Annotated in this window: 14 protein-coding genes; 2 read left to right on the top strand and 12 right to left on the bottom strand. The window is 37.8% G+C overall.

Annotated elements, in window-relative coordinates; translation table 11 throughout:
* Positions 1-326: 326 nt before the first annotated feature.
* The 4 genes from ACEWK1_RS11515 to ACEWK1_RS11500 form a co-directional block, all read right to left on the bottom strand.
* Positions 327-503 (bottom strand): hypothetical protein, encoded by a 177-nt coding sequence (locus ACEWK1_RS11515; RefSeq protein WP_212135888.1) that lies wholly within the window; start codon positions 501-503, stop codon positions 327-329.
* Positions 504-567: 64 nt separating this feature from the next.
* Positions 568-1566, bottom strand: coding sequence for an inorganic phosphate transporter (locus tag ACEWK1_RS11510; protein WP_212135887.1), 999 nt, complete (start codon positions 1564-1566; stop codon positions 568-570).
* Positions 1567-1579: 13 nt separating this feature from the next.
* Complete coding sequence (locus tag ACEWK1_RS11505) at positions 1580-2200, bottom strand: DUF47 domain-containing protein (RefSeq protein WP_212135886.1); 621 nt, start codon at positions 2198-2200, stop codon at positions 1580-1582.
* A gap of 258 nt (positions 2201-2458) precedes the next feature.
* Complete coding sequence (locus tag ACEWK1_RS11500; RefSeq protein WP_212135885.1) at positions 2459-5635, bottom strand: efflux RND transporter permease subunit; 3177 nt, start codon at positions 5633-5635, stop codon at positions 2459-2461.
* Positions 5636-5982: 347 nt separating this feature from the next.
* Between ACEWK1_RS11500 and ACEWK1_RS11495 the strand changes: the two genes are divergently transcribed.
* Positions 5983-6831: a TetR/AcrR family transcriptional regulator gene (locus ACEWK1_RS11495; RefSeq protein WP_121663532.1), complete on the top strand. Its 849-nt coding sequence runs from the start codon at positions 5983-5985 to the stop codon at positions 6829-6831.
* Between the two features lie 30 nt (positions 6832-6861).
* Here ACEWK1_RS11495 and ACEWK1_RS11490 read toward each other — a convergent pair whose 3' ends face one another.
* The 3 genes from ACEWK1_RS11490 to cls all read right to left on the bottom strand — a co-directional run bounded on the left by ACEWK1_RS11490 (position 6862) and on the right by cls (position 10450).
* Positions 6862-7872 (bottom strand): substrate-binding domain-containing protein, encoded by a 1011-nt coding sequence (locus ACEWK1_RS11490; RefSeq protein ID WP_232273805.1) that lies wholly within the window; start codon positions 7870-7872, stop codon positions 6862-6864.
* Between the two features lie 80 nt (positions 7873-7952).
* Positions 7953-8921 carry a mannose-6-phosphate isomerase, class I gene (manA, locus tag ACEWK1_RS11485; RefSeq protein WP_212135884.1) on the bottom strand — a complete coding sequence of 323 codons (969 nt, stop codon included), beginning with the start codon at positions 8919-8921 and terminating at the stop codon, positions 7953-7955.
* Between the two features lie 77 nt (positions 8922-8998).
* Positions 8999-10450, bottom strand: coding sequence for a cardiolipin synthase (cls, locus tag ACEWK1_RS11480; RefSeq protein ID WP_212135883.1), 1452 nt, complete (start codon positions 10448-10450; stop codon positions 8999-9001).
* 222 nt (positions 10451-10672) lie between these two features.
* Here cls and ACEWK1_RS11475 point away from each other — a divergent pair, with 222 nt between their 5' ends.
* A complete protein-coding gene (locus tag ACEWK1_RS11475) occupies positions 10673-11965 on the top strand; it encodes an aminotransferase class I/II-fold pyridoxal phosphate-dependent enzyme (protein WP_212135880.1) in 1293 nt (430 codons plus the stop codon).
* Between the two features lie 1411 nt (positions 11966-13376).
* Here the strand turns inward: ACEWK1_RS11475 and ACEWK1_RS11470 are convergent.
* The 5 genes from ACEWK1_RS11470 to ACEWK1_RS11450 all read right to left on the bottom strand — a co-directional run bounded on the left by ACEWK1_RS11470 (position 13377) and on the right by ACEWK1_RS11450 (position 20327).
* Complete coding sequence (locus ACEWK1_RS11470; RefSeq protein ID WP_212135878.1) at positions 13377-14513, bottom strand: mannitol-1-phosphate 5-dehydrogenase; 1137 nt, start codon at positions 14511-14513, stop codon at positions 13377-13379.
* Between the two features lies 1 nt (position 14514).
* Entirely contained in the window at positions 14515-14946 is a 432-nt protein-coding gene (locus tag ACEWK1_RS11465; protein ID WP_121663537.1) for a PTS sugar transporter subunit IIA, read from the bottom strand.
* A complete protein-coding gene (locus ACEWK1_RS11460; protein ID WP_212135876.1) occupies positions 14946-17057 on the bottom strand; it encodes a BglG family transcription antiterminator in 2112 nt (703 codons plus the stop codon). Before ACEWK1_RS11460 ends, ACEWK1_RS11465 begins: the two co-directional genes overlap by 1 nt.
* A gap of 453 nt (positions 17058-17510) precedes the next feature.
* Complete coding sequence (locus tag ACEWK1_RS11455) at positions 17511-18950, bottom strand: PTS mannitol transporter subunit IICB (RefSeq protein WP_212135874.1); 1440 nt, start codon at positions 18948-18950, stop codon at positions 17511-17513.
* Positions 18951-19349: 399 nt separating this feature from the next.
* The gene (locus tag ACEWK1_RS11450; RefSeq protein WP_212135872.1) at positions 19350-20327 is read right to left on the bottom strand and encodes an HD-GYP domain-containing protein; all 978 of its coding nucleotides are present in this window, start codon (positions 20325-20327) and stop codon (positions 19350-19352) included.
* Positions 20328-20561: the final 234 nt, after the last annotated feature.

Here is a 20561-nt window from a genome sequence, read left to right as displayed (position 1 = left end):
TCTGGATCTTACGAATGGTTTTAACCTGACTAGCTATGCAAAAGCATACACATTTCTCGTTTACGTATGCTTTTTTCATTTTTTCACTTAAAAAGGATACATAACTGGAAAATAACTACAAGTTTAAGCTCCATTCATATTAAATTTCCCTTTTTCTGGATCTTGCGAATTGTTTTAACCTGACTAGCTATGCAAAAGCATACACATTTCTCGTTTACGTATGCTTTTTTCACTTTTTCACTTAAAAACCATACACAAATGACTAAGTATTAACGATAGCTTCCCATTTTTTATTACAGAAAAAAGCAGAAGTAAAATACTCCTGCCTATCTTCCATATTTTCTAATCGCGCGTTTTCTCACATTTTTTCGTTCATTCTTTGAATCAACTAAATTCCAAGCAGTGGTATAACGGTATTTCTTACCCCATATAGAAATCAGCATGCGCATTCCTGTGATAAGGCTCAATAATAATAAACTTACAATTAAAAATAAGATATCCATTTTATCTCCCCCAATCTTCCTTGTACACATTTATATGTGAGACGAGGGGAAACATTCTCAAAAATTATAAGAAGAACTGAAGAAAATAATAGACAATTCCTGCCAAAATAGCTGCTGCAGGCAGTGTTATTACCCAAGTAAAAATCATGGTTTGGGCTGTACCCCAATTAACTCCTTTTACTCGATTTGAAGCACCTACACCCAGAATGGAGGAAGAAATCACATGTGTTGTACTAACGGGTAGATGAAAAAAGGTAGCTGCAAAAATAATTGAAGCCGATGACAGATCTGCAGCGACCCCGTTAACTGGTCGGATTTTCATAATTTTGTTTCCAACTGTTTGAATAATTCTCCACCCTCCAATAGATGTACCCAATCCCATTGCTAAAGCACAGGAAAATTGTACCCAAAACGGAATATCCATTGTTTGATGATAGTTATTGGCGATAAGAGCTAATGTGATGATCCCCATTGCTTTTTGGGCATCATTTGTCCCATGTGTATAGGCTTGAAAAGCAGCTGTTAAAATTTGAATTCTCCTAAATCGATTATTCGATTTTGTTAGCGAATGATTTTTGAACAGTACTTTAAAGAGACTAAAAACAACATATCCAACGATAAATGCTAGAATTGGTGAAATTAGCAGGGATTGAACAATTTTTGTAAACCCTGAGTAGTTAATGCTTCCAAAGCCAGACGCAGCAATTGCTGCTCCAACAATTGATCCAATAATCGCATGTGAGGAGCTGCTCGGAATCCCGTAATACCATGTAATCAAATTCCATGCTATTGCTGAGACAAGGGCCGATAAAATCACAACCGATCCATTTTCTAATGTAAATGGATCCACAATTCCACTAGTAATCGTTTTTGCCACACCTGTAAATGTAAGTGCCCCAACAAAGTTCATAACCGCTGCAAGAATGACGGCATGTCTTGGCTTGAGCGCTTTGGTAGAAACACTGGTTGCAATCGCATTTGCTGTATCATGAAATCCATTTATAAAATCAAAAGCCAAAGCACCGACAACAATGAAGCAGGTAATAAGCAACGTCATCTCCATCTAGCTCGGCTCCTTACGCATTTTTCATCACAATGCTATCAAGTGTGTTCGCCACTTTGCGACAGCTGTCAACAATGCCCTCAAGAGATTCATAGATGTCCTTATACTGAATGATTTTAATTGGATCTTTTACAGTAGCAAATAGATTTTTCACAGCTGTACGAAGTAAGTTATCACTATTCGCTTCATGTTCTTTGAGTTTTAAAGAGTACGGTGAGATTGCTTGTAATTTTTTCTGCGATAAACATGTAATAGCTAACGAAATCTCAACGGCACATTGATGGTTAATGTTCACGAATTTCCTCATATGCTCCGTTACGTTTGTTACGGAATACATTTCAAATAGTGCGGCAGTATGTTCAATACCATCCAGTACATCATCGATATCAATCGCCAGCTGAAGGATGTCCTCTCTATCGATCGGTGTGATAAACGTTTGATTAAGCTCTCTCGTAATTGTTTGGATGAGCTCATCACCAGTTGATTCATATTCTTTGATTGCTTCTAAGAAAATCTGTAATTCATGATGATTTGATATGTTTTGTTCAATACAATACTGCGTTGTTGATTGAAGATTATCTGTCATTTTTAATAATAGCTCTGAAAATTTATCTCTTTTACCCTTTGAAAACACCGCTTATTCCCCCAAGAAACCTTGTCCTTATTTATTGTTACGTATGTATATATAAAAACATGCCAAATTTATCTAGTTTACTCGTATTGTAGCTTATTCAATGGTCATTATGCTAGATAGTTGGAAAATATTTTCGTCGACATTTGTCTAATTTAGTCGATTCGATAAAGACGAGTTTATCTTTTTTTTGCACTCGACTCCTATTAATTGAGCAAAAACCAAAAAAGAACCCAACACAACGTGTCAGGTTCTCAACTTTTATTCTTCTTCAACTAACGTTTTTTTACGACGGATCTTGCTTAATGCTTCATATACAATTGGCACGATCACAAGCGTTAATAACGTTGAACTTGTTAAGCCACCAATTACCGTTACACCAAGGTCTTTTGAGATCATCCCGCCGCCTTCTAGTCCTAGTGCTAATGGGATGAGGGCACCGATTGTTGCAATTGCCGTCATAAGGATAGGACGAAGACGAGTTGTACCCGCTTCTAAGATGGCCTCACGTGTACTTAAGCCTTCTTTCTCCTTGTGGATCACGCGGTCAATTAATACAATCGCGTTTGTTACAACGATACCGATAAGCATTAGAGCACCAATCATTGAGTTAACACTTAATGTTTCACCAGCAATTAATAAGCCGACAAGGGCACCAATTACCGTAAACGGTAAGGAGAACAGAATCGCAAATGGCGCTAGTGCTCCACCGAAAGTGATAACTAAGATCAGATAAACAATCGCAATCGCTGCTAACATGGCTAACCCTAATTGAGTAAATGATTCTTGGATGTCTGCTGATACACCGCCCATATTTACTTCAATTGTTGAAGGAAGATCTAGATCATCTACCTTTGTTTGAACATCTGTTGAAACTTTTGCAACATCATCCGTTGTTATTTCACCTGAAACGGAAACATAGATTTTCCCATCACGTCTTGTAACAGTATTTGATGTTTCACCTTCTTGTACGTCAACAACATCACCAATTTTCACTTCTGTTCCAAGTGGAGATTGAATTGTTTTTTCCGTTAAATCATCAACCGTTTCAAATGCTTCTTCTTCTACTTGAAGATACACATTTAGGTCTTCACCGTCTTTTTCAACTGTTGTTAATATTGGACGTTCTCTTGTTGGGTTAAGTGCCATACCGATTTGAGCTGCTGTTAATCCGTGCTTACTTAACTCTTCTTGATTAGCTACAAATGTATACTCATCGTATGTTTCTGACATACTTGATTCTACATTTTTAAGAGAATCATTGTTTTTCATAATCTCTTGGATATCTTCTACAACAGGCTCAATGTCTTCCAGGCTGTTACCATATACATACATTGTTATCGCATTGCTAGATCCCATTGAAGCAAAGTCTTGTGAAGCCCATTCTCCCCCACCAGCTGCTTCCTCAATTAAATCTTTAACAACTTGTTCTTTTTCTTTCGCAAATTCTGGCGTGTCATCTTCATAAAGTATGAAGAACATCGCACTGTTTGTGTCACCAGGGTTCATAGGGTTTTCACTACCTAGTGAATATTGTACTGTTTTCACATGTTCTCTATCCAAGAAGAATTCTTCAGCACTTAAAGCTGCTTCTTCTGCTTGCTCTCTTGTTTCACCTGGCTCTGGTTTGTACGTAACGATCATCATCTTTTCTTCTTCAGAAGATAAGAAACTAACGCCGATCACCGGAACTAAGAATAAGCTTCCTACTAACATAGCAATCGCAATCAGGGATGTAATGATCTTGTGGTTCAACGTCCAATTTAGAATGGAACGATAAGCACCTGTCATTTTGCCTGGTTTGTGTTCGTCATGTTGCTTTAATTTTTTACTTTCGCCATATAAATGTTTCTTAAATAAACTGTGCGCCATCATTGGTACAATTGTGATCGCAACTAATAATGATGCTAAAAGCGCAAATACCATTGTTAATGCGAATGGTAAGAATAGTTCCCCGATCATTCCTTTTACAAGCGCTAACGGTAAGAATACCGCGATCGTAACAATTGTTGAGGACATGATTGGTATGAACATCTCTTTTGTTGCTTCACGAACTAATGCCTTACCTTTTAATTGTTCACCTTTGAGTGACATTCTTCGGTAAATATTTTCAATAACAACGATCGAGTCATCAACAACACGACCAATCGCAACAGTCATTGCACCAAGTGTCATCATGTTCAGCGTAATTCCCATTTGATTTAACAGGATAATCGCGATCAATAATGACAACGGAATTGAAATAATTGAGATTAATGTTGATTTAATATCTCTTAAGAATAAGAGAATAATGACAACCGCGAAAAGCGCTCCAAATAGTGCTTTACTTAGCATCGTTCCGACTGACTCTTCAATTGGTGTTGCCTGGTCAAGTGTGTAAACAACATCAAGACCTTCAATTTCATCTTCGAAGTCAGCTAATTTTTCTTCAATACCGTTGGCAACATCTACTGTATTAGCGTCTGTTGCTTTTACAATTTGAACGCCAATTGCTTCCTTCCCATTAGTACGAGAAATTGATTCAGCTTTTCCGACTAACTCAATATCTGCAATTTCGGATAGCTTTACAGTAGGTAATTCGATGTTTGCAGGCATTTGTGCTTGGGCTTGACCTGCACCAGCTTGCGGTGACTGAACGGTCATATCAGCTGATTGACCACCTTGTGCTGCTGCCTGTTGATTTCCCTGCGCCGAAGGCATAACTGGAATTTCAATATTTTTCAAATCTTCAATAGTTGTAATGTTCCCATCGACTACAACAGATTTTTCTGTTTCATCTAACGTTAATACGCCTAAAGGAAAAGTAACATCCGAGCCTTGGATAAGACCTTTAACTGTCTCAGCATCTAATCCTAGCTCTGCCATTTTATCTTCTTTAAAAGTAAATTCTACTTCCTCTAACTGTTGACCAGATACTTGAACAGAAGAAACACCTTCAACCCCTTCTAAGGCTGGGAGTATTTCGTCTTCCACAACTGTTGTAAGCTCTGCAAGTGATTGATCATCATTTGCAATACTTAATGCTAAAATAGGGAATGCATTTAAACTAATTCTTGAAACGCTAGGCTCATTAACACCATCGGGAAGTTCAATATTAGTTAATGCATCGTTTAGCTCGTCTTCAGCTTCATCCATATTTTTTTCAAATCCGTATTCGATTTGAAGAGATGAAGCATTTTGCATAGAATTTGAGCTAACAACATTCACTCCATTTAAATTTTGAACAATCTTTTCTATCGGTTCTGTAACATGATCAGCAACTTCCTCAGGTGTAGCCCCTGGATAAATCGTTGTAACGGAAATAATTGGGGTATTAATATTCGGGATTGTTTCAAGCTTCATGTTTAATCCAGAATATAATCCAGCTACTGTTATAATAATTGTAAGCAGCCATACAGCAAATTTGTTTTTCAAAACAAAATTAATTATGCTATTCATAACATCCTCCATTTTTTAGAATCCAATTGACTATCTGGTCACAATAACTAATAATATAAATGACTAGTCAGTCACAGTCAATGAACATTTTGTTAATAAACTTTAATTTTTTTGTAAATGTTCTTATGTATACCCTGTAAAACATCATATAAAGTATAGATTTTTTTAAGCTTAATAAAGGCAAAAGTTCATACCTAGTTTCGATGTCTAGCTCCAGGCGCCATCGTCTCGAGGTCATAAGTCAAATAAGAATTGAAGGTAGAGAACACCTTCTATTCCTATTCGCCTTATGCTTGTCGCCGATGAACGGGCGCCTTGCACTTTCATAGTAAGGAGGTTAGGTCATAATGAAGGAAAAAGAAAAGAAAATTATTGAGGCAGCCGTTAGTATTTTTGCAACAAAAGGATATTCGGCTACATCGATTCAAGAAATTGTTGATGCTTGTGGCATTTCAAAAGGCGCCTTTTACTTATACTTTAAATCGAAGGATGCTCTACTACTTGCAGCATTCAAGTATCAGTTTCAATTAATTCAGTCTAAGGTCGATTCTGTACCAGTAAAAGATTTATCGCCTCGTGATGCATTTGTTCTTCAGCTAAAAACACAGCTAGAAGAAATTCAAAAAAACAAAGAATTTATTATTATGCAAACACGTGAACAAGCAATACCGATTAATTCTGAGATCGAGGACTTTATTAAAAAAATGTCTCAAAATATTGGGAGATTCTATCATAGATCTCTTCACGCAATTTATGGTCCAAAGATTAATCTCTATATTTTTGATTTAAATATGATTCTACAAGGAATTGTTCAATCATATTTAAAACTAATCATTTTTGATTTAGGACAATTTGACCTTCATAAGTTGGCAGTCTTCGTTTTAAGACGAGCTGATGATTTAGTTGAAGGCTACTTAAAATCAGATGAGGAACCAATACTATCAGATGAATTCGTCTGTCAGTTAAACGAACAATACCCAGAGCTAACGAAGGATGATTTAATAAGAGAAATTTCACTCGTGAAAAAGAAGGTCGATAATGAAGCCTTTCTCATCACACTCGATGTGATTGAAGAAGAAATAAACGAAGATTCACCGCGTTTACCCGTGATCAAGGGGATGTTAAGTAATATAAAAAATGATCCTGATTTAGAAGAGCTAATTGCTATTATTGAACATTACTTTAAGCTAAAATAAAACAGGGATGAGCCATCCCTGTTTTATGATTTATTCCACTAGTTTCTTAACAGATTTACGATGGATCATTTTTCCTTTTACAGAAACCTGCTCCCATTGTCTATCCTTATTCTTCAGTTTTGAAATCATTAAGTCCACTGCTGTTTTTGACATTTCTTCAATATCTACAGCCACTGTTGTTAGCTTAGGGTTTGTGATTTCTGCATAAATATCATTATCAAAACCAACTACAGAACAGTCTTCAGGTACTTTTATCCCTAGCGAATGAAATTTATTTATTAAATGATAAGCTACTTTGTCACAATTGCAAACAAATGCCGTCGGTAGTTTTTCAGGTAGCTGCAATTCAATCAAGTTTCCACGTTCATCACGATCATTGACTACATAATCTTGATTCAGCACAAGCTTATGCTCTAAAAGGGATTTATAATAACCTAAAAAACGATCTTGAATACTGCTTGTTGCATAAATATTCCCAATAAATCCTATTTCTGAATGTCCACTCTGTATGAGATAATTTGTCATCTCATACATACCATAAAAATTATCTGTGATTACCGTATCTGCTTTTGCCTTTTCATTATAAAAATCGAGATACACAGTTGGAAAATCGATCCCATTTAATAGGTTTATATATTCATTACTGATTTGTCCTAAAATGAGCATGCCATCCACTTTTTGCTCATTATAAATCCTCGGTAAAACAAGCTGATCTTCATCATCAGTATTCAGAATATGAAGAATTCCACTATATTGGTATGAGTCAAGTGTTTTTGCAAGATGTTGATAAAATTTTAGATAGAAAGACTGTGTTTCAGTAGCAAAACGTTCAGGAATGATAACACCAATATTATAAGCCTGTCCTTCCTTCATTGCCTTTGCAAACGTATTGATTCGATAGCCCATCTCTTTCGCGGTTTCTTTTATTTTTTGCTTAAGCTCCTCGCCGACGCCTTCTTTATCGTTCAAGGCCTTTGAAACTGTAACACTACTTACACCTAATTTTGTAGCAATATCACGCATTGTTATATGTTTCCCCAAAGATCCACCTCCACTTTTTTAAAGATTAGAAAGTACCTAATTCATTTCCATAGAAAAAAGCCCCCTTAAGGGAGACTCACTTATGTATGCGACACAATTAGTTCAAGTGTACCATCTACGAGCATTTCTTTGGCATTTGCTGTTACTAGAAAATGGTCACCTCTTTGAACCGAAAGTGTTTCTTCCTTTGTTTTTACAAAACCTTGCCCATTAATTACACTGCACAACAGAAAAGGTGCATCGTTTTTATGTATATATTCGCTAACAACATTCCACTTATAAACAGAAAAATACTCTTCTTCTACAAATGTCGTAATGACCGTTGAACCATGCTCTTCCTTATAAGGTTTTACTTGATTCACATCGTCAGGTACAGTTGTTACCTGAATAGCCTTTGATAAGTGAAGCTCTCTTTTCTCTCCATTATGATCAACGCGATCATAATCGTATACACGGTAGGTAGTGTCAGAGCTTTGCTGCGTTTCCAACACAAGTGTTCCTTCACATAACGCATGAATAGTCCCGCTTGGAACATAAAAAAAGTCACCGGGCTTAATTTTTACTCTTCTTAACAAGTCCTCCCAACGACCAGAATGAATCATCGTGACCAGCTCTTCTTTTGTACGGGCATGATGGCCAAAAATCATTTCGGCCCCTTCTTTACAATCAATAATATACCAGCACTCTGTTTTGCCTAGTTCGCCATTTTCATGTTCTTTCGCATATGTATCATTCGGATGAACTTGTACACTTAAGTCTGCTTTAGCATCTAGTATTTTCGTTAATAGAGGAAAGCGATCACCGCTTAGAGGAAAGCGATCACCGCTTGTATGTCCAAAAAGCTCTTGGTGGTTGTCCCATAGCCAACTTAATTCCTTTCCTGCAAAGGGTCCATTTTGAACGGTACTATTTCCATTTGGGTGCGCACTAATTGCCCAACACTCCCCCGTATGCTCACTCGGAATATCGTACTGGAAGGAATCTCTTAATGTTGTTCCACCCCAAATACGTTCTTTAAAAACAGGCTTTAATTTCAGTAGCTCTACCACACAATTTCCTCCTTATCATACTAGTTCGTTATACATTCATTAAAAAACAGTCAAATAGTAAAAAGGGCTTAAATTCATTATAAGATAGGAGATAGCAATCTGGAAACAGATTCCTTAAATCGAATGGCCTTTGAACGTTGATGGTAAGCTTCCAAAGTATATTCCCGAGACTGCATAACATCATGTTGAAACTCTTCTGATAGTTTTCTAGCAATATTTTCATCATAAATAAAAGCATTTACTTCAAAATTCAGCTTAAAGCTTCTTACATCGATATTCGCTGTTCCAACAGAGGCTATTTCATTATCTACGACAATCATTTTGGCATGAATGAAACCATTGTCATATATGTACACCTTCGCCCCTGAATTTAATAATTCGGCAACATATGAGAGAGTGGCCCAGTACACAAATGGATGATCAGGCTTATTTGGAATCATAAGCTGCACTTCAATCCCTGATAAACAGGCTATCTTTAACGCATCAAGCAAGCTAGCATCAGGAATAAAATATGGTGTTTGAATACAGACCGATTTTTTTGCGGTAGAAATCATCTTGATATAGCCATTTTTGATTTGTTCCCATTCTGAATCAGGACCACTCGTCACAATTTGCAGGCTGCTGTTCCCAACTGATATAACAGGTTCAGGAAAAAGCTCCTGTGAATAAGCAATCGTCCGCTTTTCTGTTGCTTGATTCCAATCAAGAATAAACCTTGCTTGAATCGCATGTACCGCCGTTCCTTGAATTCTTAAGTGTGTATCACGCCAGTAACCGAATGAAGGATCAAGACCTAAATATTCGTCACCCACATTAAAGCCACCTACATACCCTGTTTTACCATCAATAATAACAAGCTTCCGATGATTACGATAATTCAAGCGTAAATTAATCCATCTTAGCTTTGAAGGAAAGAACACCTCCACCTCACCTTCAGCAGTACGAAGCTCTTTGAAAAACGATTTTCTTAATCCTCTCGAGCCAAGATCATCATATAAAACTCTCACTTTAACACCTTGGGCTGCCTTCTTCGTTAAAGCCGCAATCAGCTTCTTACCAAGTTCTCCGTTTTTCAAAATATAATATTGTAAATGTATGTGATCGGTCGCCTCTTCAATATCTTTGAACAGCTGAGCAAACTTCTCATTTCCATCCGTAAAAATATCAACAGAGTTGTCTTCTGTTAACACAGCATCATTGTTAATAACCTGCATATTAATTAACTGCTTATGCTGCTTGGCCGTTTCACTCTGAAAAGCAAATGTATTTTTGCGAATTTCTTCAAGCTGAGTGGCCAATAGCTTTTCAATTCCAAGCTTTTTCCGGTCTTCCCATTGAAACATGTGGTATCGACTTAAATTTTGACCAAAAAGCAGATAAAGCACAAATCCTAAAACCGGAATAAAAAAGAGAACAAGCAACCACGCCCATGAAGACGGCGCATCTCTTCTTTCTCTAAAAATCATCACAATCGCAAATAAAATATTTAAAACGATAATAAAACCAAGTAATATTGATACAATATTCATGTAAATTCCTCTCATCCACAACTGATCTTTTCACAATTAGTATATCGTGAACCGATGGTAAATGTTGTATGTTTTATCGTTTATTTTCTTCAAATAAAGAAAAGTCTAAGAAATTTCAATTTAAAGTGTAATAACCACTGTGAGAACAACCCTCACTATGTTAAAATACTTCTTAATGAATTTTCAAAATATTATTTCCCATAGAGGTGAAAAGATAGGATCATGAATGAATTAGCACAAGCTTTAAACCAAGCAATCAAAGAAGATAATGAACATGTCTATAATATGTTATCCCAGCTTGGAAAGGAAATGTTCTATCCAAAGGGAATTTTAAGTCAATCAGCTGAAGCAGGCAAAAAAGCTCACCGCTTCAACGCAACAATTGGAATTGCAACAGAAGGCAATCAACCAATGCATTTCAATCACTTGCAAAACCTTTTTGGAGATCGTGTAGCACCAAAAGACTTGTATCCATATGCACCACCACAAGGGAAAGAAGAATTACGAAAAGTTTGGAAAGAAAAAATCCTAAAGGATAACCCAAGTGTAAACAGCGAGGTAGTTGGTTCTCCAATTGTTACAAACGCATTAACACACGGTTTAAGCATTGTTGCTGACTTATTCGCTGATGAAGGCACTCCGGTCATTGTGCCTGATAAATTCTGGGGTAACTACAACTTAACATTTAAAGTACGCCGCGGTGCAAATGTTGTCACTTTCCCATTATTTAATGCAGAAAATGGCTTTAATACAGCAGCATTAAAAGAAACAATTTCTGCTCAAAAATCTTCTGGTAAAGTCATCGTTCTTTTAAACTTCCCTAACAACCCAACTGGTTACACACCACTTGAGTCGGAAGCAAAAGAAATTGCAGCAGTGTTAACAGAAGCAGCTGAAGAAGGCTTAAATGTTGTTGTCTTAATCGACGATGCTTATTTTGGCTTATTCTATGAAGAGTCTATGAAAGAATCCATTTTCAGCTACTTAGCAGATGCTCACGAACGCATTCTTGCTGTAAAAGTTGACGGTGCAACAAAAGAAAACTATGTATGGGGCTTCCGTGTTGGATTCATCACATACGCAAGCAAAAGTGCCGCGATCTTAAACGCACTTGAGCAAAAAACAAAAGGGTTAATCAGAGGAACAATCTCTAGCAGCTCTCACCCATCTCAAACACTGATTCTACAATCACTAAAATCAAATGAATTCGCTGTAGAAAAAGAACAAAAATTTGCACTGATGAAAAGCCGTGCAGATAAAACAAAAGAAGTTCTGGCAAAAGAAGAATACCAAAAATACTGGACTTACTATCCATTCAACTCTGGCTACTTCATGTGCCTAAAACTTAACGGAATTGACGCCGAAGAACTCCGCCTACACCTACTAGACAAATACGGAGTAGGAACCATCTCAATCAACTCAACAGACCTTCGCATCGCCTTCTCATGCGTTGAAGCCGATGACATCGAAGAACTTTTTGATTTGATTGCACAAGGAGCTGCGGATTTGGCGTAGGTTTGACTGGAGCACTGTCACCGCCCGAAGTTTGTCGAAGAAACCCTCACATCCTAGATTGGATAGGTGAGGGTTTTTTGGTGCCTGTTTTGAAGCATAGATACATTGTTTTCAGAATTTCTAAGGTATAACACGTTCGAACAGGTTCCTGTCACGATACCCTCCGAATCGGACAGAAATTCACTCATAGCACTAGTGTTTGTCCCAATACCCCCTGTATCGGGACAGAAATCCACTCATAGCACTAGTGTTTGTCCCGATACTCCCCGTATCGGGACAGAAATCTACTCATGGCACTGGCGTTTGTCCAGATATCCCCTGTATCGGGACAGAAATCTACTCATGAACTGGTGTTTGTCACGATACTCCCTGTATCGGGACAGAAATCTACTCATAGCACTGGCGTTTGTCCTGATACCCCCTGTATCGGGACAGAAATCTACTCATAACTCTAGCGTTTGTCCCAATACCCCCTGTATCGGGACAGAAATCTACTCATAGCACTGGCGTTTGTCCTGATACCCTCTGTATCGGGACAGAAATCTACTCATGGCACTGGCGTTTGTCCCGATACCCTCCGAATCGGGACAGAAATCTACTCATAGCACTAGTGTTTGTCCCGATTCCCCCTGTATCGGGACAGAAATCTACTCATGGCACTGGCGTTTGTCCAGATACACCCTGAATTGGGACAGAAATCCACTCATAGCACTAGCGTTTGTCCAGATACACCCTGAATCAGGACAGAAATCCGCTCATAGCACTAGTGTTTGTCCCGATTCCCCCTGTATCGGGACAGAAATCTACTCATAGCTCTCGCGTTTGTCCCAATTCCCCCTGTATCGGGACAGAAATCCGCTCATAGCACTAGTGTTTGTCCCGATTCCCCCTGTATCGGGACAGAAATCTACTCATAGCTCTGGCGTTTGTCCCGATACCCCCTGTATTGGGACAGAAATCTACTCATGGCACTGGCGTTTGTCCCGATACCCCTGTATCGGGACAGAAATCTACTCATAGCTCTGGCGTTTGTCCCGATACCCTCCGAATCGGGACAGAAATTCACTCTTAGCACTAGCGTTTGTCCCGATACCCCCTGTATCGGGACAGAAATCCACTCATGGCACTGGCGTTTGTCCCGATACCCTCCGAATCGGGACAGAAATCTACTCATAGCTCTGGCGTTTGTCCCAATACCCCCTGTATCGGGACAGAAATCCACTCATGGCACTGGCGTTTGTCCCGATACCCTCCGAATTGAGACAGGAATCTTAAGAATTCGGAAGTTCTGGCCCAAGATTCAGCGAATCTATCAACTTCAATTAAAAGTCTATCATTCGACAAGAATAGACATCCCCCAAAGGCAAAAAAGTGACGCCCTCATAGTGGCGACACTTCACAAAATACACGATTAAAATTTCTCCGCTACCTTCTCAACCAATGGGTGATCCATAGCTAAGCCTGCAACTTCACTAAATGCAGCTGCTGCACCTTTTTCTTCTACCTTTTGTTTCAGCTCTAATGATTCCTGATCTTCTTGTGATACAAATTGTAATGCCGCTGCCATAACCTTTACAAGGTGTTCTGGCACTTCATTGAATTCATTTAGGTATTCTAATGCTGGTGCCACAAGACGGTCTTTTGGTCCAAGCTTACGAATTGGTGCTCTTCCAACACGCTGAACATCATCGACAATATATGGGTTAGCAAAGCGTCCAATGATTTTCTCAATGTACGTTTGATGTTGATCGGCATCAAAGCCGTATTTAGACACTAACACCTTACCTGTTTCACCAAGTGTTCCTAACACATCTTTCTTCACGTCTTCCTTCGAAATTGTTTCTGCAATTGTGTTAAGACCTGCTAAATTTCCTAAATAAGCAGTTGCAGCATGCCCTGTGTTGACCGTGAATAGCTTACGCTCAATATAAGCTGAAAGATTTTCAACGAAAAGTGCTTCCTCAATTTTCGGCTGTACACCCTTGATTTGTGTAGCATCAATCACCCATTCATGGAATGGTTCAACAAGGACATCTAAAAGACGTTCGTTGTTTTGATTTGGTACGATACGATCTACTGCAGAGTTCGGGAAGCCGATATGTTCTTCCACCCATGCTTGTTCTTCTTCATTAAGCTTTTCTAACACATTCTTTTTAAGCTCACTACTGCCCCCAACCATATTTTCACAAGCAATGACGTTAAGTGCTGCACCACCGATTTCCTTACGTTTTTTCAAGCCTTCTGCAATTAAAGGGGCCACAAATTTTAAAATATGTGGACCAACTGCAGTTGTTACGATATCAGCTGTAGAGATTGATTCCACAACTGCATCTGGAGATTGCTGACTGTTAATGCCTGAAACTCCTTCAACAAAAGTTTCCTGCTTTTCTTCGTTTGCAAGCATCACACGGTAAGATTTCTCTTGATTTAATTCATTGATCAACGCTTCATTTACATCAACAAATTCAACTGAATAGCCTGATTGATGAAGAAGAAGGCCGATGAAGCCGCGTCCGATATTACCGGCACCAAAGTGAGTCGCCTTCAAATTAGTTCACCTCGCTAAGAAGTTGCAGTATTTCCTCTTTCGTTTGTGCTTGAACAAGTTTTTCAACATTTTCTTCTTCAGAAAGAACAATGGCAATCTTAGAAAGAATGTCTAAGTGCTCGTCGCCTTTACCTGCAATTCCGATTAGAAGTTTTACTGTGTTACCATTACCGAAGTCAACCCCACCAGGTACTTGAATAACTGATAATCCTGAGTTAAGAACAGCTGATTTTGCTTCTTCTGTTCCGTGCGGAATGGCAACAAAGTTACCCATGAACGTTGAAGATAATTCTTCTCTTTGTAACATGGCTTCGATATAAGCTGGCTCTACATATCCTTTGTCTACTAAGATCTGACCTGTTGCTTTAATTGCCTCTGTTTTATCGCTATATTGTTGATTTAATATTATGTTTTCTTGGTTTAAAATACTCATTAATAAACACTCCTTAAGTTTTGAACAAAGTTTGTAAAATATTTTTGACTAATATATTGAATAAGACTACTTTTCGTAGCCGTTTCAAACATGGTAATACTTTCTAATGATTCAATAATGCTAGCACTGATAAAGCTCATAATCTCCAAATCCTCAGCATTTGCATGTTCAGGTGCAATAAGCAAAAGAATTCTTGAAACCTCAAGCATTTCATTGTCCATCGCACGTAAAGTGACCGAGCGCTGGAGGTTAAGTACATGAAAGCCAGGTCGGACAACTGTCTCGCTTCTAGCATGGAATAAGGCTAGTTTTGTTTCAGGTATTGCTAGCCCACCAACATGCTCACGCAGTAGCAAAGCTTCCACAATATCGTTTTCATTATGAACGAATCCTTTATCTTTTAACCTCTGACTAACAGGTGCTAGGATTGACCTTAATTGTTCTGTATTTTCTATATCAAACACTTCTAATTCCTCTAAAAGTTTTAGTAAAATGTGTGACTTACCAGTAAACTCTTGGTACTGCTCGAAGGTTAATGGTAACTTTTCTTCGTCTTCCTTTACCTCATAGAAGCTTGAACCTGTTGCTATTTCTAGCCCTTTTTCTTCAATATAATCTTTTATCTTATGTAATTCATCTGCTGTTAAAATTGGGCTAACAAGCAAATAATCACTTGAAATGTCTTCTATAGGAATTGTAGATAAAATAAGATCATACTCGCTAACATTAATATCTCTCAATTCAAATGCTGATATGTTTCTAAGCTCTGCAATATGCGGAAATTGATTATTAATCTGTGTGGCAAGCATTTTTGATGTTCCTATACCACTTGAGCAGATAATTAACGCCTTTAATTTTTTTACGTTTTTTCGTTTATTTAGGGCTGCACCAAAGTGCAACACTAGGTATCCAACTTCTTCATCCGGGACTTTTTCAAACGGCAAAGTTACACTTACAGCTTGTTGAAGGACTTGAAAAAGCTCCTGGTAATCTCGTTTAATTTCTTGAAGAAGTGGATTTGTAATTTTCATCCCCTGCTTTAACCGATAAACAGCAGGCTGAAGATGGGCTATCAAGCCTTGAAAAAGAGATTGATCATGCTTTAATCCTTTACCAGTAAGCTTTTCTACCTGCTCAATTAACCTTTGAACAAGATAGGCAATCTCGACATTTTCATCCTGGATATCCATCTTACCTTCAAATCGAAGCTTTGCGCCTCTTAAATGCATCGTAATATACCCTTTTTCATCTTCAGGTATGTCGATACTAAAGGTTTCTTCAAGCTTCATCGCAATTTCATTTGCAAAAGCAAACTCACGGGATTCCTTCAGCTGATCAAGATATTCGCCCTTTATTGTGATGTTCTCACCACGCTGAATTCGTTCAATCGCAAGTGCAAGGTGAACAACTAACCCAACGTATGAGCTGTCGGCTAATGGATATGGCAAGCGTGAATTAATCGTATTAATTAGATTTTCTATTATAATGAGTTTTTCTTTTTGAACGAGACCCAGCAGTCGCTCTGAAATGGAATCAATTTTATTTGAAGATTTTCTTTCAATGTTTTCCCGGACCATTCGTAAAAAGTCAGGAACATCAAACCGGTTGGAAATCAAGCTAGTGATCGCCTTCCGCTTTGCTTCCTCCGCTCCGGTTAGCTCTATTCCATAACCTCTTCTTCGAATTAAGTTCAACCCATATTCCTGTACAAAAGGCTCTAATTTATCAAGATCATGACTAATTGTTGCGGTTGTGACGCCAAGATCGTTTGCCAATGATTGAAGTTTCATTGGCTGCTGATGATCTAATAATGTACAAAGTGCCACCATCATTCGTTCGTCAGGTGTGTATTCCTTATAATCCTGCTTTTGAATCGAAATTCTTAATTCATGAAAACTACTTTCATCTCCAATAATCTTAATACCAATCCCAGCTCGTTTTACCAACTCAAGCTTGAAGTCTTGTAACACAGACTCAATATTTTTCAGATCTCTATGAATCGTTCTTTCACTTACATCAATTAAGTCAGCAAGCTCCTTAATTGTCACTTCCTGATTAGCTTCTTCAATTAAATATTGAAGAATAAGACGCTCCCTAGCGGAAACAATCATTCCCCATCAACTCGTTTCAACATGAGTTATTGACATAGTTTAATTATAAATGTGACTAGTATGTAGGTTCAAAAGATAGAAACAGCAATTTTTTCAGATATGATGATGACATTATTTAATTAGTGAATGAAAACCTGTTTCTATTTACCTTTCCCAACTTCGTATTGCGACATACAGCTTGAAAAGTGCTGTTTATTTGTGATTTTGGCGTGGTTATTTAGAATTATTTAAACTTTTCTGCGGTTTCTGAATGTCTTATCTTCGATTTTGAAGGTTTTATCTTCGATTATCCAAATTTATCTTCGATTCTGAAGGTTTTATCTTCGATTTTCACACTTTTATCTCCGATTAGACAATTTCCGACAACTTTCGCAACGCGCCACCCCGCCCCAACAATTCACACCTTAAAATATAAAAAGGATGCGCTACCCAAAGTAGTCGCATCCTCCCTAATTATTTTAACTTCTCAATTATATCATCATATTTCGGGCTGTTTAAGAAATTATCAACTGATACGTGATAAGCAGTTGGCAATTTTGCTTTTGCACGGTCTGTTAAGTCTTTGTGAGAAATAACGATATCTGCATCAGCTGGGATGTTGTTGATTGAAGTGTTTGAAACGTCAACACCTTCAATGTCTGCCTTTTTCACTTTATTTCTTAAGATTGAGGCACCCATCGCACTTGAACCCATACCTGCGTCACATGCGAAGATGACTTTTTTCACATTGGCAAAATCAAATTCTTCAGTCGAAGTTGCTTCAACTGCTACTTCAGCGCCTGTTAAGTTACCACTTACAGAGCTCTTTTTACCTTTCATTGCTTCCATTTTTGCAGTTGCTTCTGTTAGATCTTCTTCTGTTTGCTTGCTTGTTTTTAAGATTAGAGAAGCTACTAAGAATGATACCGCTGCTGCTACAATTACACCTAGAAGTACACCTACATAGTTACCTTTTGGCGTCATTGCAAGTAAGGCAATGATACTACCAGGTGAAGGACTTGCTACTAAACCTGCATTGAAGATTGAGAATGTGAATACACCACTAATACCACCAGCGATTGCTGCAAGAATTAACATAGGCTTCATTAAGATGTACGGGAAGTAAATCTCGTGAATACCACCTAGGAAGTGAATAATTACTGCACCAGGAGCTGTTTGTTTTGCAGTCCCTCTTCCAAAGAACATATAAGCTAAAAGAATACCTAAACCAGGACCAGGGTTTGTTTCAAGTAAGAATAAAATTGATTTTCCAGCACTTGCTGCTTGCTCAATACCAATTGGACTTAAAATACCATGGTTAATTGCATTGTTTAGGAATAAAACTTTTGCCGGCTCGATGAAAATACTTGCTAATGGAAGTAATCCTGCATCGAAAATGGCTTGAACTGCACCCGCTAAGACTCTGTTTAAACCTTCAACAACTGGACCAATACCTACTAATGCTGCTAGGGTTAAAATCGCACCTAAAATACCAGCTGAGAAGTTGTTTACTAACATTTCAAATCCTTGACGTACTTTGTCTTTTAAAAGTCCGTCTACTTTTTTGATTAAGTATCCACCTAGTGGACCCATAATCATTGCACCTAAGAACATTGGGATTTCAGAACCAACGATAACCCCCATCGTAGCAGTAGCACCAACCACACCACCGCGTACGTCATAAATCATCTTACCACCTGTGTATCCGATTAATAGAGGTAGAAGATATGTGATCATCGGACCAACCAATGCTGCTAATGTTTCGTTTGGTGCCCAACCTGTAGGAATGAATAAAGCTGTAATAATACCCCATGCAATAAATGCACCTATATTTGGCATAATCATGCCACTTAAATAACTACCAAAACGTTGGACCTTAACGCGAAAATCACCTTTGTTTTGATTTGTTTCCATTTATGTCACCTCTTTGTAGAATGGGTTGTTTTCTTCATGTCTTAATAATAAAGCGATTACAACGACAAAACAATTTAAACTAAACTCGATTTTGTCTGACACAATGTTGACAGAATTAATTTTGGAAAGAGTTGTTATTGGTTTGTCAATAGCTAATATTGTCGAAAACACTTTATTCTATTAACACTTTTCAAATTTTTTTCATTAACAAAGAAGTGAATCTGATAAAATTCTATCAGGTTCACTTCTTTGAAAACGCAATATTTCATATTATTAACAAACATCCATCTCTTTTTGAACTTTCTTATTTTCATGAAACAATTCCCCTCTTTCTTGCGTTATATAATTTTTTGCAAGCCAAAAAAAGCCCAGAGTCTACGTGTGACTCTGAGCTTTTCACTAATTAATAACTTTTGATATTAAAACAGAAGGATTTTCTGCAAGATTCAATTCTTTACCACTATCTAAAAAGCGAATAACTGGTCGTTGTAAATGATTTTTTATTCCGATCACAATCGCCTGCTCACCTGTATATAGTTCCACTTTTGTACCAGGTAGATAAGAAGGAACGCTGTTCACAAATGCCTGAACGACTTTGTGAGAATATTCATCATCACTTTTAGTCATAATCAATTCTAACGCTTCATGTGGAGGAAGTTTTTGATTCGAAAGCATACGATCATACAAGTTTGCTATACCACAAATTTGTGGGAATTCTAGTACTTCTTTGTCCTTAAGTCCCCTAGGGTAGCCTTTTCCATTTAATAGCTCATGATGTTGAAACGCAACATGGGCAGATAATAAACTAATTTCGCGACTTTCCTTAATTACCTCAAAGCCTTTTGCAGGATGTTCTGTTTCTTGATCTGTTACAGCCTTTCCGATATCATGAAGCAACGCTCCAATGGCAAGATCTCTTAACTGAACAGGAGAATAACTCATTTTCTTTGATATTTGTAAACATAACAATGCCACGTTTACTGAGTGAGCATATTTCTCCAATCCTTCTGAAATAGAGGTTGTTGGGATTAAAATGATCGTTTTAAGAGCATTTACTTCTTGGATAAGAGTCATGGCAGCCTTTTGAATAGCTACGACATTTAATCTTTTTCCTTTTTTCACATCTTCAAATGCTTCTTGCACAACAGCAATAATATCCATCCAAGTTGGCATGTCCAGCATTTCATCTAATGTAATTCCATATGACTCAGCATCTTCTACCACAAGGGTTGTTACTCCAATTTCTTTAATACGTTCCAAATAGTTAGGGTGAATCGTACGTCCTGCTGCTAAAAGGATCCGTCTCATCCGATCATAAACAGGCATCGCCAATTGCATGGCCTGTGGGTTGTAATCCTCTATATCAATAAATCTCATGATATCCTCCTTGTTGCTACTCATCTAACTCGTATTACTAACTTATATCATATTTACGTTTATAGTTGAAGGGAAAAAGGAGTTGCCTTGGCAACCCCTAATAAAAGCATTACTCATCTTCATCTTCTTCTTCATCTTCTTCATCTTCTTGTTCTTTCTTTTTACGCTCTTCTGCTTTTTTACGTGCTTCTTCTTGCTTCTTTAACTCTTCTCGCTCACGTTCTTCCGCTTTCT

The organism is Metabacillus sp. YM-086, from assembly GCF_048059995.1.
GTDB lineage: Bacteria > Bacillota > Bacilli > Bacillales > Bacillaceae > Metabacillus > Metabacillus litoralis_B.
The sequence above is the reverse complement of the archived record's forward strand: the minus strand, read 5'-3'. Positions and strand labels throughout refer to the sequence as shown.